Source organism: Nocardiopsis sediminis, from assembly GCF_042650565.1.
Taxonomy (GTDB): Bacteria; Actinomycetota; Actinomycetes; order Streptosporangiales; family Streptosporangiaceae; genus Nocardiopsis_B; species Nocardiopsis_B sediminis.
Genome location: NZ_JBHSBH010000015.1, coordinates 240307 through 254025, shown reverse-complemented (window position 1 = coordinate 254025; position 13719 = coordinate 240307). Strand labels below are relative to the sequence as shown.

Here is a 13719-nt window from a genome sequence, read left to right as displayed (position 1 = left end):
ACGGGCGGCCGGGGGCACGGTCCGGCCGGCGGCCCCCGCCCCCGCGGGCGCCACCGTCGTCCTGCGCTTCGACGCCGCCGGAGGCCGCCGCGCGGGCGCGCTCGTGGACGCCGCCGTCCGGGTGGAGACCGCCGAGGTCGCGGCTCCGCTCGCCGACTGGGGCGACCTCGGGCTCGGTGCGCTGGCCGGGGAGGTCCGCTACCGCTGCACGGTGGACACGCCGCCGCCGGGCACGGGCGGGCGGCTCCTCCTGGACCTGGGCGAAGTACGAGGCACCGCCGAGGTCCGCGTCGACGGCGCACACGCGGCGACCCTGGCCTGGAGCCCCTACACGGCCGACGTCACAGACGCCTTCGCCGGCCCGGCGGGCCCCCGGGACGTGGAGGTGGTGGTCCGCAACACGCTGGCCGGCCACCTGTCGGCGGCCTCGCCCACCCCCGCCGTCTTCGCCGGCCAGGAGCGCGCCGGTCTCTACGGCCCCGTCCGCCTCACCCGCCACGGCGCCGATGCCTCTGCGGGGCGCCGATGACCTTCCGGCAGCCGGGCGGGGCCGCGAGACCCGCGGTTCCGGGTGCGGTGCGCCCCGGCCCCCGCTCCCCGTCCTCCCCCGCGGCCTCCCGGCGCCATCGCCCCGTGCAAGTGGGCGGCATCCGTCCGCTCGGTCGTCAGCCACTCCGCTCCATGTCCCTTCCGATTCCGAGGAGATCGCCGTGACAGCCACCACGTCCACCGCAGTGCGGTGCAGCGCCCCGGCCGTGGAACACCACCGGGAGCCGTTCGGGATCGGTGAAGCCGCGCCCCGGCTGTCCTGGCGGGTACACGACGCCCCCGCCGGCTGGGTCCAGGCCGGCTACGAGATCGAGGTCGCCGACACCGACGGCGGTGCCCCCGCCACCACCCGTGTCGAGTCCGCCGAGCAGGTCCTCGTCCCCTGGCCCGCGGCGCCGCTGACCTCGCGCGCCCGCCGCACGGTGCGGGTGCGGGTCCGGGGCGCCGAAGGCCCGCCGTCGCCGTGGAGCCCGCCCACCGTGCTGGAGACCGGCCTGCTCGACCCCGCCGATTGGACCGCCTCCGTGGTCGCCCCCGATTGGGACGAGACCCCCGGGACCGACCGGCGCCCGCCGCTGCTGCGCGGCGCGTTCCGGCTGCGCGGCCCCGTCGCCCGCGCCCGGCTCTACGCCAGCGCACACGGGCTCTACGAGGCGGAGATCAACGGGCATCCCGTGGGCGACCATGCCATGGCGCCGGGCTGGACGAGCTACCACCACCGGCTCCGCTACCAGACCCACGACGTCACCGCCCTCCTGCGCGAGGGCGACAACGCGATCGGCGCGTGGCTGGGCGACGGCTGGTACCGGGGCCGGCTCGGGTTCCACGGCGGTACCGCCGACCTCTACGGCACCGAGATCGGCCTGCTCGCCCAGCTGGAGGTGGTCTACGCCGACGGCGGCACCGAGACGTTCGGCACCGGCACCGCGTGGCGGGCCGCGCACGGGCCCATCCTGCTGTCGGGCATCTACGACGGCGAGTCCTACGACGCCCGCGCCGAGCAGCGCGGCTGGTCCTCGCCGGGGTTCGACGACGCCGGCTGGCAGCCCGTGCGCACCCTGCCCCGCGACCCGGCCACCCTCGCAGCCCCCACCGGGCCGCCCGTCCGCTGCACCGAGGAGGTCCGCCCCGTCGCGGTGTGGACCGCGCCCTCGGGCGCCACCCTGGTCGACTTCGGCCAGAACCTCGTGGGCCGCCTGCGCATCACCGTGCGCGGCGACGCCGGGCGGACCGTCCGCCTGCGCCACGCCGAGGTCCTCCAGGACGGCGAGCTCTACACCCGGCCCCTGCGCGGCGCCGCCGCCACCGACGCCTACACCCTGCGCGGCGACGGCGCCGAGACGTGGGAGCCGCGGTTCACCTTCCACGGGTTCCGCTACGCCGAGATCACCGGCTGGCCCGGCGAGGTGCACCCCGACGACGTCACCGCCCGGGTCCTGCACACCGACATGGCCCGGACCGGCTGGTTCGCCACCTCCGACCCCGAGCTCGACCGGCTGCACGACAACGTCGTGTGGAGCATGCGCGGCAACTTCCTGGACCTGCCCACCGACTGCCCCCAGCGCGACGAGCGCCTGGGCTGGACGGGCGACATCCAGGTCTTCGCGCCCACTGCGTCGTTCCTCTTCGACAGCGCGGGGATGCTCGCCTCGTGGCTGCGCGACGTCGCCGACGAGCAGCTTCCCGACGGCACCGTCCCCGTCTACGTCCCGGTGGTCCCCGGCGGGGAGTGGACGTCGCCGGCTCCCCCGCCCGTGGCCGTGTGGGGCGACGTCGCCGTGCTGACCCCGTGGACCCTCTACGAGCGGTTCGGCGACCGCGGGCTGCTGCGCGACCAGTACGCGTCGGCCCGCGCCTGGGTGGAGTGCGTCGCCGGGCGGGCCGGCGCGGGCCGGCTGTGGAACACCGGGATGCAGCTGGGGGACTGGCTCGACCCCGACGCCCCGCCCGAGGACCCCGCCGCCGCGAAGTCCGACCGCTACCTCGTGGCCACCGCCTACTTCGCCCGCTCGGCGGAGGTGCTCGCCCGGATGGCCGCGCTGGTGGGGGAGGACCGCGACCACGCCCGCTACCGGGACCTCTCCCTGGAGGCGGCGGCCGCGTTCGCCGAGGCCTACCTGACCGATGACGGCCGCACCACCGACGACGCCGAGACCTCCTACGCGCTGGCGCTGGTATTCGGCCTGGTCCCGGAGGGGCTGCGGCAGGCCGCCGGGGACCGGCTCGCCGAGATCGTCGCCGCAGGCGGCCACCACATCTCGACCGGGTTCGCCGGCACCCCCGTGATCAGCGACGCCCTCAGCTCGACCGGCCACGACGCCACCGCCCACGCCCTGCTCGCCCAGCGCGAGTGCCCGTCGTGGCGCTACCCGGTGACCCAGGGCGCCACCACCGTCTGGGAGCGGTGGGACAGCCTGCTCCCCGATGGCACGGTCAACCCCGGGGAGATGACCTCGTTCAACCACTACGCCCTGGGCGCCGTCGCCGACTGGCTGCACCGCGTCGTGGCCGGGCTGTCGCCCGCCGCGCCCGGCTACCGCACCGTCCTGGTCCGGCCGCGCCCCGGCGGCGGGCTCACCTGGGCGCGCGCCGTGCACGATTCGCCCTACGGCCGCATCGAGACGGCCTGGCGCCGCGAGGGCGGGCGGTTCACGCTCGACGTCGTCGTGCCCGTGGGCGTGACGGCGCGGGTGGAGACCCCCGGCGGCCGGGAGGAGGTCGTCGCCCACGGCCGCCACCGCTTCACCGAGCCGGCGTGACGCGGTCCCGGGGCGGGGCGGCGGGGCACCGCCGCCCCGCCCCGGGACGCCCGCTCACCGCAGGTCGAACTGGAGGAGGTCCAGGTTGAACGTCTCCGCCTCGTCGATGTGCACGACGAACTCGTGGGTGCCCCGCTCGAAGTCGCGCGTCGCCACCTGCTGGGTCGCGAACGCCCGCTCGTCGTCGGTGGTGTTCACGACGTCGAAGGCCGATTCCTCGCCGTCGCCCCAGTCGAGGGTCACCCGGCCGGCGTCGGCGCCGTCGGAGGCCAGGCGCGCGGAGACGTCATAGCGCCCGGGCTTCTTGATGTCGACGGTGTACTTCAGCCACTCGCCGGCCTCGATGGAGGTGACGGCGACCGCGCCCTCGACGTCACAGACGTCGACGTCGCCCTCGGGCTTGAGGTCGCAGGTGTTGGGGTCGAGGTCGTGGTAGCCGACCCCCTCGCCGCCCGGAGCGTAGTCCTCGGCCTGCACCCGCACGGTCCGGTTGCCGCGCTGGGCCTCCCAGTACCGCATGTCGCCGCCGTCGCGCCAGTAGTCCAGCGCCGCGACCGAATCGGTCTGGATCATGGTGGCGTCGTGGGTGTCCACGACCGCCTCCCACCCCAGCTGCGGGTCGCGGCGCGAGGCCTCGTCGGTGTAGGTCGCCGCCAGCCCGTTCCACATCGTGTTGATCCACACCCGGCTGTCCTGCTGGATCGCATCGAGCACGCCGGGCTGGATCTGCGGGTCGGTGAGCTCGTCGAACACGACCTCGTAGGCCACGGGCTGGCGCCCGGGGAAGGTCCCGACCACATCGGCGTTGTCGTCGTTGATGATGTGCATGTAGAGGATCTCGGGGTCCGTGGCCATGAAGTCGGCCGCCTCCTGCACGGTCGGGCTGCCCTTGAACAGGGCGTGGTCGACCGTGCCGGTGTCCTCCAGGACCCGGTACATGTCGTCGCGGATGGCCCACCCCTTGTCCAGGTTGACCAGCGCGCGGCCGCGGACGGCGAGCATCGCCTCCTCGAAGGTCGGCACCCCGGCGTCGGTGAGTTCCGCTTCCTCGCCGCCCATGTGCTCCTTGAGCCGCAGCTCCCTGATCTGCGCCAGCGTCAGGTCGGAGACCTTGCCGGTCCCGTCGGTGGTGCGGTCGACGGTCTCGTCGTGCATGAGCACCAGGTGGCCGTCGGCGGTGCGCTGGACGTCGATCTCGACGATCTCCGCGCCGTCGCGGATCGCCCCGTCGATGGCGGCGAGTGAGTTCTCCGGCGCATCCCGCCACTGGCCGCGGTGCGCGGCGATCATCAGCGGCGCGTTCGGGGAGTGGTCGAGCAGGCTCTGCTGGATCCGGTCGAACGACGGCGTTTGTGCGGGCGCCGCCAGCGCGGGACCGGCCGGGGACAGCACGGCGAGGGCCAGCGCGCCGGCGGCGGCGCTCCGGCAAAGGGGGAGGGTGGCCACGGATGCTCCAATCTCGTCAAACGGACACACAAGGCTCACAAGCCTCATGTGTCCGTTTGAAGCAAGATCGAAAACGACCGGTGGACTTCCGTGAACAGCCGAGGAAGACAGCGAACAGGAGCGCCCCCGGCTCCGGCGCCGTGTCCCCGGTCAGTCCCCTTCGCGCTGCGCGGGGACCGGGACGGGCCGGCGTTCGCGGCCGACGTACTCGCTCAGCGGGCGGATCAGCGCGTCCTCCTCCTTCTGCTCCACGATGTGCGCCGTCCAGCCGATCATGCGCGCCATCGCGAACAGCGGGGTGAACGCCGGGATGTCGAACCCCATCAGCCGGTAGGCCGGCCCGCTCGGGTAGTCGAGGTTGGGGTAGATGCCGGTGCGCTCCATCACCGCCTCCTCCACCGCCCGCACCAGGTCCATCAGCTCCCCGGCGCCCCTGATGTCGGCCATCCGCTCCAGCGCCGCCATCATCGTGGGCACCCGCGAGTCGCCGTGCTTGTAGACGCGGTGCCCGAACCCCATGATCTTCAGGCCGTCGTCGAGCGCGCGCTGCACCCACTCGGCGGCGCGGTCGGCGGTGCCGATCTCCTCCAGCATGAACATGACCTGCTCGTTGGCGCCGCCGTGCAGCGAGCCCTTGAGCGCGCCGATGCACGCGGTGACCGAGCTGTAGATATCGGAGCGCGTGGAGGCCACCACGCGCCCGGCGAACGTGGAGGCGTTGAAGCTGTGCTCGGCGTAGAGGATGAGCGACACCTCGAAGGCGCGCACCACCTCGGGCTCGGGCACCTCCCCGAAGCACATGTGGAAGAAGTTCGCCGCCAGCCCCAGCTCAGGGTCGGGGTTGATCGTCTCCAGGCCGTGCCGGCGCCGGTGGTCGGCGGCCACGACGGTGGGCAGCCGCGCCATCATCGCCTCGGCCATCGCGTGCTGGGCGGGCAGCGAAGGGTCGTCCTCCGCGGGGTCGTCGGAGCCCAGGTGGCTGATCGCCGTGCGCAGCACGTCCATGGGGTGGGTGGACTCCGGGATGCGGCGCAGCACCTCCAGCGTGCCCCGGTTGAGGGTGCGGGTGGCCCGCTCTCGGGAGCCGAAGGCCTCGAGCTGCGACTCGGTGGGCAGGTCGCCGTACCACAGCAGGTAGGCCACCTCCTCGAACGAGCACGACGTCGCCAGCTCCTGCACGGGGTAGCCCCGGTAGGTGAGCGAGCTGGTGGCCTCGTCGATCATCGAGATCTCGGTGGTGCCGGCCACCACCCCCGCCAGCCCCTTGTGGACCGATGTCTCCGATGCCTTCGCCATAACCGCACCCTCCGATCAGGTCGTGTCAGGTCGTGAAGTCGTGGACATCGCCGTCGAATTCGCTGTAGGCGGGGTAGTCCAGCAGGTCGTAGAGGCGCGACCGGGTCTGCATCCGCTCCAGGACGCCGGACTGGGTGCCCGTGGCGCGGATCTCGCGCAGGCCCTCCTCCGCGGCCCCCATCGCCAGGCGCAGCGCGGTGACCGGGTAGATCACCACGTTGATCCCCAGCGACTCCAGGGTCTCGGCGTCGAGCAGCTCGCTCTTGCCGAACTCGGTCATGTTGGCCAGGAGGGGCACGTCCACGGTGGCGCGGACCGCCGCGAACTCCTGGGCGTCGCGCATCGCCTCGGGGAAGACCATGTCGGCGCCGGCCGCGACGTAGGCCTCGGCGCGCTCGATGACCCCGGGGACGCCCTCCACCTCGCGGGCGTCGGTGCGCGCGCAGATCAGGAAGTCGGGGTCGCGCCGGGCCCGCACTGCCGCGCGGATGCGCCGCACCATCTCCGCGGTGTCCACGACCGACTTCCCGTCGAGGTGCCCGCACCGCTTCGGGTTGACCTGGTCCTCCAGGTGGCAGCCGGCCAGGCCGGCGTCCTCCAGGACCTGGACGGTGCGGGCGGCGTTCATCGGCTCGCCGAACCCGGTGTCGGCGTCGATGATCGCCGGCAGCTCGGTGACGCGGGCGATCTGCCCGCCGCGCGCGGCGACCTCGGTGAGCGTGGTCAGCCCGATGTCGGGCAGGGCGAGGTCGGCCGAGACCACCGCGCCGGAGATGTAGACCCCGTCGTAGCCCAGGTCCTGGATGAGCCGGGCGCTGAGCGGGTTGAACGCGCCCGGGAAGCGCAGCAGCCGGCCCGAGGCCAGGGCGGCGCGCAGCGCGGCGCGGCGCTCGTGCGGTGTGGCGGTGGTGTGCAGCATCGGTCAGAACAGTCCCTTCGCGAGGGGCGGGCCGCCGGGATCGGCGGCGGGGTCGGCGGCGAAGGACAGGTCGCCCACGTGCTCGGGGGTCAGTTCCGGCAGGCGCTCCACCAGGCCCAGGAAGAGGTCCTGCTCCGCGCGCGACACCACGTCCCCGGCCAGCTCCCGGAACTTGGCGATGTAGTCGGGGCGGGTGAAGGGGCGCGCCCCCAAGGGGTGGGCGTCGGCCATGGCGATCTCGTCCCAGATCTCGGTGCCGTCGTCGAGCTCGATGACGACGCGCCCGCCGAACGCCTGCTTCTCGGGGTCGGTGGAGTGGTAGCGCCGGGTCCACTCCGGGTCCTCCACCGTGGTGATCCGGTGCCACAGGTCGACGGTGTCGGGCCGCGACGCCCGCTCGCGGGTGTAGGAGCGCTCGTGGTGCCACGCCCGGTCCTGGAGGGCGACAGCGAAGATGTACAGGATGGAGTGGTCCAGGGTCTCCCTGCTCGCCGCGGGGTCGGACTTCTGCGGGTCGCCGGCGCCGGTGCCGATCACGTCGTGGGTGTGGTGGCTGGTGTGGATGGTGACCGAGCGGATCCGCGACGTGTCGCCGATCCGCGACCCCATCCGCCGGGCGAGGTCGATCAGCGCCTGGCTCTGGTACTCGGCGGAGTGCTCCTTGGTGTAGGTGCGCAGGATGGCGCGCTTGGGCTCGCCGGGGGCGGGCAGGTCGACGGTGTAGTCGGCGTCGGGGCCGTCGAGCAGCCAGGCGACGAACCCGTCCTCGCCCTCGTAGGCGGGCGAGGGCGCGCCCTCACCGCGCATCGCCCGGTCCACCGCCTCGACCGCCATCTTCCCGGCGAACGCGGGCGCGTAGGCCTTCCAGCTGGAGATCGCGCCCTTGCGCGCCTGCCGCGTGGTCGTGGTGACGTGCAGCGCCTGCTGCACCGCCTGGTAGATCGTCTCCACCGGCAGGCCCAGCAGGGCGCCGATCCCCGCGGCGGCCGAAGGGCCCAGGTGGGCGATGTGGTCGATCCGGTGGCCGTGCAGGCCGATGCCCTCCGTCAGGGCCACCTGGACCTCGTAGGCGGTGGCGATGGCGCGCGCCAGCTCCACGCCCGTGCGCCCGGTGTGCTGGGCCACGGCCAGGATCGGCGGGATGTTGTCCCCGGGGTGGGCGAAGTCGGCGGCCAGGAACGTGTCGTGGAAGTCGAGCTCGCGCACGGCCACCCCGTTGGCCCACGCCGCCCATTCCGGCGACACCCGCACGGTCAGCGGGGTGCCCCACACGGTGGCGCCCGGGGCGTGGGGGTGCGCCTCGGCCTGGGCCCGGGCGTTGCGCACCGGCCGCCGGTACAGCGCGGCCGCGGCCACCGCGGCGTCGTCGATGATGCGGTTGACGACCATCTGCACGACCTCCTCGTCCGGCTCGACGAGGTCCGCGGCGCACTCGGCGATCCGGTACGCCAGCTCGTCGGCCGGTGCGGGGCCGTCGGCGCTGCGGTGGACGCGGACGCGGTGCTGCATGGCTCTCCGTTCCCGGCGGGCCGCGGACGGGCCGCGGACGGTGTGACAGAGGTCGTCCACCCGAGCCTGACGCATGGAGTCCGTGCAGGTCGAGGGGGTTGCGGAGCAGGTTTGCGCAAACTCTCCGCGTGCCTCGGACCAAGGGGGTAAAGACCCGTACAAGAATCTGCGGCCCTGTGGAGCAGTGCCGGCCGCCCCCCTCAGGCGTCGCGGCGCTCGAACCTGGCGAAGGCGATGGCCGCGAAGACCGCGATCCACACCGCGATGACCACGACGGCGGGCAGGGCCGGCAGGTAGCCCGGGGTGCCGGGGGTGGCGACGCCGGACACGCTCTCGGCCGCGGCCCCGGTCATGTAGCGGGGCACGTTCTCGCCCCACCACGGGCCGAGGAACCGGGAGATCAGCACCGGCAGCGCGCCGAGCAGGGCGACCAGCACGACGGCCGCCGGGGCGCTGCGCACCAGCACCGCCGTGCAGGCGGTCAGCATCGACTGGGCCAGCATCGACACCGGGATGAACAGCAGCACCGCGCGCAGCATCCCGGGCGCCGCCAGGTCGAGCGCCTGCTCGCCGGCCGACGCCAGCGCCCCCTGGGTGATGCCGAAGCCGATGAGGGAGATCGCGAGGCCGGAACCGAAGGCGACCACCGCGATGACGAGGAGCTTGGCCCCGAGGACCCGCCACCGGCGCGGTGTCGCCGTGAGCGTGTGGCCGATCATCCCGCACCGGTACTCCGCGGCCACCACGTTGGCGGCCAGCGCCGCGGCCCCCCAGATGCCGAAGTAGCTGCCGAAGAACACCACGCTGTACTCGCCCTGGGCCTGCTCGCGGGCCAGGGCGGCGGTGTCGCCGAGGACGCACATCAGGACGGTGACGCCCACGGTCATGGCGGCCGTCACAGCCAGGATCGCCCGGTTGGAGGGCACGGCCCGGAACTTGCGCCACTCCGACCGCAGGGCGGATCCGAAGCCGGGCGGCCGGGCCTCCGGGGCCGCGGCGGGCGGGGCGGGGGTGGTGGAGACGGTGGCGGTCATGGCGGATGTTCCCTTCCGGGGTCGGTCGGTACGGCGCGGTGTCAGGCCGGCCGGGTGAACGCGTGGTCGGCGCTGTCGCGGGTGAGCTCCATGAACACGTCCTCCAGGCTGGCCCGGTGGGAGGTCAGCTCGTGGAGGGTGACGTTGTAGCGGGCGGCGAGGTCGCCCACCTGTGCGGCGTCGGCGCCGCGGACCGTCAGCGCGTCGTCGCCCCCGGCCTGCTCCACCGCCAGCCCGGCGTCGGTGAGCAGGGTGGCCAGCAGCGCCGCGTGCGGGCTCGCCACCCGCACGTGCCCGCCGGAGCCGCGGCGGATCAGCTCTTCGGTCGCCATGTCGGCGATCAGCCGGCCGCGGCCGATCACGACAACCCGGTCGGCGGTGTCGGCCAGCTCGCTCATGAGGTGGCTGGAGACGAACACGGTGCGGCCCTCGGCGGCCAGCCCGCGCATGAGGGTGCGCATCCACCGCACCCCTTCGGGGTCGAGCCCGTTCACCGGCTCATCGAGGATGAGCGTCGCGGGGTCGCCCAGAAGGGCGCCGGCGAGCCCCAGGCGCTGGCGCATGCCCAGGGAGAAGCCCTTGACCTTCCGGTGCGCCGCGTCGGCGAGCCCGACCGTGTCCAGGACCTCGGCGACGCGCCGGTGGGGGATGCCGCCCGCATGCGCGAGCCACGACAGGTGCGCGGTGGCCGTCATGCCCGGGTGGACGGCGCCCGCGTCCAGCAGCGCCCCGACCTCACGCAGGGGGACGGGGAAATCCCGGTAGCGGCGCCCATTGATCAGCGCCGTCCCGCCGGAGGGCCGGTCCAGGCCGAGGACCATCCGCATGGTCGTGGACTTGCCCGCCCCATTCGGTCCCACGAACCCGGTCACCCGCCCGGAGGGGGCGGTGAACGACAGCTTGTCCACCGCCTTCGCCCTGCCATAGGACTTCGACAGCTCTGCTACCTCGATCATGCGGGTCACCTCGGTGGGCAATCGGCTCCCGGCCCCCTGCGGACCGGCTCGACTCCAGCCAACCGGCGGGCGGTGCGGCGCCGCGAGGGCGGAAGGTGGTCGGCGGCGACAACAAAAGTTGCGACCTCCGCCCCGGAAGCCCCGATCGTGCCCGGGAGCCGCGCGCAGGTCCTAGCGTTGGGGCATGGCCGAACCACGCGGTGCCCTGGGCACCGGCAGCGCCGAGGGGGAGTGGGGCGCCCCGGACGGATCCGGTGTGCCGGGCGCACCCCCGGACCCCGATGTCCCTCAGGACGCGCGCCGGATCTCGCGCGTGCGCGTGGGCTTCGCCGCCGGGCTCGCGGTCCTGGCCGTGCTCGGCGGCGTGTTCGGCGCGCTGGTCCTGCCGGGCGCCGACCCCGTTGCGCTGGCGGTCGGCACGGCGGCGCAGGTCCTTGTCTCGATGGTGGTCCTGGCCGACCGGAAGCGGCCGGTCACGGCCACGCTCGCGATCGTCGCCGTGAGCCTGCTGCTGTTCACCACCGACCCGGCGTGGAGCGAGCTCGCCCGCGCGGGCGGCGTCGTCTGGATCCCGCTCGCCCTGGCGTGGGCCGGCTCGAACCTGGTGCGCGAGGCGCGCTCGCCGCTCCAGTGGGCGGTCGGCGGGCTCGCGCTGGCCGTGTACGTCGTGGTGGCCGGGGTCCTGACGACGCCGGCCGGTGGCTCCGTGCTCTACAGCGCGCTCGGCGCGATGGCGCCGGTGCTGGGCGGGACGGTCGTCAGCCTGTCCGGGCGGCTGCGGCGGGCCCGGCGCGACCGGATCGCCCAGGAGGCCCGCGAGCGCGAACTGCTCGCGGAGCGGACCCGGATCGAGGAGCGGCGCCGCCTCGCCGCCGAGATGCACGACGCCGTCACCCACCAGGTCAGCCTGATGGTGCTCCAGGCGGGCGCGCTCGGGGTGGCGACCGCCGACCCCCGGGTGCGGGCCGCGGCCGACGACATCCGCTCGGCGGGCAGCCGGGCGATCGCCGAGCTGCGCGACATCATCGGGGTGCTGCGCGATGACCGGGCGGCGCTCCCCGCCGAGCACCCCGATGCCCCGCCGGCCGCCGGCGCGCCCGACCCCGTCCCCGACGTCGCCGACCTGGTGGCGCAGTCGCGGTCGGTGGGGCTCCCGGTGGAGCTGGCGGTATCGGGCGACCCCGGCGGGATGGCCCCGCACGTTGCGCGCGCGGTCCACCGCATCGTGCAGGAGGCGCTGACCAACGTCCGCAAGCACGCGCCCGGCGCCGCGACCCGGGTCGACCTGCGCTACCGGACCGACGGCGTCCTGGTGGGGGTGGCCAGCGGGCCGGCGGCGGCCGACCCCGACCCGCTGCTGGCCGCGGGCGGCTCCGGGGCGGGGCTGGCCGGGCTGCGCCAGCGGGTCGAGCTCCTCGGCGGCACCCTCAACGCCGAGCCCACATCCGGCGGCGGGTTCCAGGTCAATGCGATACTGCCCAACGACACCACCCCGGAGCGCAAGGCGGGCCCGCACCGATGATCCGTGTCCTGGAGGGTGGAGCGGGGGCGCTTGGGTGATCCGTGTCGTAGTGGCCGACGATGAGCCGATGGTCTGTGCCCACCTGCGCACCATCCTGGGGTCGGCCGAGGACATCGAGGTGGCCGGCGAGGCGCGCGACGGCGCCGAGGCGGTCGAGGCCGTGCTGCGCTACCGGCCCCGCGTGGTGCTGATGGACCTGCGGATGCCCGGGGTCGACGGGATCGCGGCGATCGAGCGGATCGCCGTCCTGCCCGACCCGCCGGTCGTGGTGGCGCTGACGACCTTCGACGACGACACCCACGTGGTGCGCGCGCTCAGCGCCGGCGCGATCGGGTTCCTGGTGAAGTCGACCCCCGCCGAGGACCTGATCAACCTGGTGCGGGTGGCGGCCGACGGCCACACGGTGATGTCGCCCGAGGCCACCCGGCGGCTGCTGGCGGTCTCGGGCGGCGAACGGGACCGCGCCGAGGAGGCCCGGCGCCGGGCCGCGGGCCTGAGCGAGCGCGAGCGCGAGATCCTGGGCTGCCTGGGCGAGGGGATGTCCAACGCCGACATCGCCCGGCGGCTCTTCCTCGCCGAGACCACGGTGAAGAGCTACGTGTCGCGGATGCTCACCAAGCTGGGCTGCGCCAACCGCACCCAGGCCGGCCTGATGGCGCACGAGGCCGGGATCGCCGCCCCGCCCGCTCCCCGCTGATCGTCCCGCCCGCCCCTAGGCCGGGGACCAGCCGGTGGCCTCGGCGATGAGCTCGGTCTTGCGGTCCTCGGGCAGGAACGACGCCTCGAAGGAGTTGGCGGCCAGCAGCCGCAGGTCGGCGTCGGAGAGCCCGAGCCCCGAGCGCACGGCCGCGAAGTTGTCGGCGACGTAGCCGCCGAAGTAGGCGGGGTCGTCGGAGTTGACCGTGACCAGCAGCCCCTCGTCCATCAGCCGCGGCAGCGGGTGCTCGGAGATCGTGTCCACCGAGCGCAGCCGGACGTTGGACAGCGGGCACACCGTGAGCGGCACCTGCTCGTCGCGCAGCCGCGCGATCAGAGCGGGGTCCTCCAGCGACCGGACACCGTGGTCCACGCGCTCCACCCGCAGCAGGTCCAGGGCCTCGCGCACGTACTCGGGCGGGCCCTCCTCGCCGGCGTGGGCGACCGCGTGCAGCCCCATGTCGCGGGCGGTGGCGAAGACGTCGACGAACCCGGAGGGCGGGTGGCCGGCCTCGGCGGAGTCCAGGCCCACGGCCACGATCCTGTCGAGGAACGGCTCGGCGAGCCGCAGCGCCTCCGCGGCCGACGCGGCGGGCTCATCGCGCAGGAAGCACAGGATGAGGCCGGCGGAGATCCCCAGGTGCCGCGCCTCGTCGGCCGCCGCGGCCAGGCCCTGGACGACGGTGGCCATGGAGACCCCGCGCGAGAGGTGCGCCTGGGGGTCGAAGAAGACCTCGGCGTGGCGCACGCCCTGCTCGGCGGCGCGCGCGAAGTAGGCCGCGGCCAGGTCGTGGAAGTCCTGCTCGGTGAGCAGCACCGCCATGTTGGCGTAGTACACGTCCAGGAACGACCGCAGGCCGGTGAACCGGTAGCGGGCCCGCAGCTCCTCGACCGAGGCGGCCGGGGCGGGGACACCGTTGCGGCGCGCCAGGTCGAACACGAGCTCGGGTTCGAGGGTGCCCTCGATGTGCACGTGCAGCTCCGCCTTGGGGACGCCGATCATCGCGCGCTCCCGGCCACCGCCGTGCAGGGG

10 protein-coding genes are annotated in these 13719 nt (G+C 74.4%); 3 read left to right on the top strand and 7 right to left on the bottom strand.

Annotated features, from left to right (window positions below; all coding sequences use genetic code 11):
* Positions 1-710 precede the first annotated feature (710 nt).
* The gene (locus ACFOVU_RS23680; protein WP_378537114.1) at positions 711-3308 is read left to right on the top strand and encodes a family 78 glycoside hydrolase catalytic domain; all 2598 of its coding nucleotides are present in this window, start codon (positions 711-713) and stop codon (positions 3306-3308) included.
* A gap of 54 nt (positions 3309-3362) precedes the next feature.
* Here ACFOVU_RS23680 and ACFOVU_RS23675 read toward each other — a convergent pair whose 3' ends face one another.
* The 6 genes from ACFOVU_RS23675 to ACFOVU_RS23650 form a co-directional block, all read right to left on the bottom strand.
* Positions 3363-4754 carry a glycerophosphodiester phosphodiesterase family protein gene (locus ACFOVU_RS23675; protein ID WP_378537112.1) on the bottom strand — a complete coding sequence of 464 codons (1392 nt, stop codon included), beginning with the start codon at positions 4752-4754 and terminating at the stop codon, positions 3363-3365.
* 150 nt (positions 4755-4904) lie between these two features.
* Positions 4905-6050 carry a bifunctional 2-methylcitrate synthase/citrate synthase gene (locus ACFOVU_RS23670; protein WP_378537111.1) on the bottom strand — a complete coding sequence of 382 codons (1146 nt, stop codon included), beginning with the start codon at positions 6048-6050 and terminating at the stop codon, positions 4905-4907.
* Positions 6051-6075: 25 nt separating this feature from the next.
* A complete protein-coding gene (prpB, locus tag ACFOVU_RS23665; protein ID WP_378537109.1) occupies positions 6076-6969 on the bottom strand; it encodes a methylisocitrate lyase in 894 nt (297 codons plus the stop codon).
* Positions 6970-6972: 3 nt separating this feature from the next.
* Complete coding sequence (locus tag ACFOVU_RS23660) at positions 6973-8478, bottom strand: MmgE/PrpD family protein (RefSeq protein ID WP_378537108.1); 1506 nt, start codon at positions 8476-8478, stop codon at positions 6973-6975.
* Between the two features lie 200 nt (positions 8479-8678).
* The gene (locus ACFOVU_RS23655) at positions 8679-9512 is read right to left on the bottom strand and encodes a hypothetical protein (protein WP_378537106.1); all 834 of its coding nucleotides are present in this window, start codon (positions 9510-9512) and stop codon (positions 8679-8681) included.
* 41 nt (positions 9513-9553) lie between these two features.
* Positions 9554-10468 (bottom strand): ABC transporter ATP-binding protein, encoded by a 915-nt coding sequence (locus tag ACFOVU_RS23650; protein ID WP_378537105.1) that lies wholly within the window; start codon positions 10466-10468, stop codon positions 9554-9556.
* Positions 10469-10652: 184 nt separating this feature from the next.
* Here ACFOVU_RS23650 and ACFOVU_RS23645 point away from each other — a divergent pair, with 184 nt between their 5' ends.
* Positions 10653-11990 (top strand): sensor histidine kinase, encoded by a 1338-nt coding sequence (locus tag ACFOVU_RS23645; RefSeq protein WP_378537103.1) that lies wholly within the window; start codon positions 10653-10655, stop codon positions 11988-11990.
* Between the two features lie 34 nt (positions 11991-12024).
* Positions 12025-12687, top strand: a complete 663-nt coding sequence (locus ACFOVU_RS23640) for a response regulator (protein ID WP_378537101.1) — start codon at positions 12025-12027, stop codon at positions 12685-12687.
* Positions 12688-12702: 15 nt separating this feature from the next.
* Here the strand turns inward: ACFOVU_RS23640 and ACFOVU_RS23635 are convergent, their stop codons facing one another.
* Positions 12703-13686, bottom strand: a complete 984-nt coding sequence (locus ACFOVU_RS23635) for an adenosine deaminase (RefSeq protein WP_378538193.1) — start codon at positions 13684-13686, stop codon at positions 12703-12705.
* Positions 13687-13719 lie beyond the last annotated feature (33 nt).

Bases quoted from the DNA above. Each gene is read 5' to 3' on its own strand.
- prpB (WP_378537109.1), bottom strand. From the start codon at position 6,969: ATGCTGCACACCACCGCCACACCGCACGAGCGCCGCGCCGCGCTGCGC.
- ACFOVU_RS23645 (WP_378537103.1), top strand. From the start codon at position 10,653: ATGGCCGAACCACGCGGTGCCCTGGGCACCGGCAGCGCCGAGGGGGAG.
- ACFOVU_RS23660 (WP_378537108.1), bottom strand. From the start codon at position 8,478: ATGCAGCACCGCGTCCGCGTCCACCGCAGCGCCGACGGCCCCGCACCG.
- ACFOVU_RS23650 (WP_378537105.1), bottom strand. From the start codon at position 10,468: ATGATCGAGGTAGCAGAGCTGTCGAAGTCCTATGGCAGGGCGAAGGCG.
- ACFOVU_RS23670 (WP_378537111.1), bottom strand. From the start codon at position 6,050: ATGGCGAAGGCATCGGAGACATCGGTCCACAAGGGGCTGGCGGGGGTG.
- ACFOVU_RS23655 (WP_378537106.1), bottom strand. From the start codon at position 9,512: ATGACCGCCACCGTCTCCACCACCCCCGCCCCGCCCGCCGCGGCCCCG.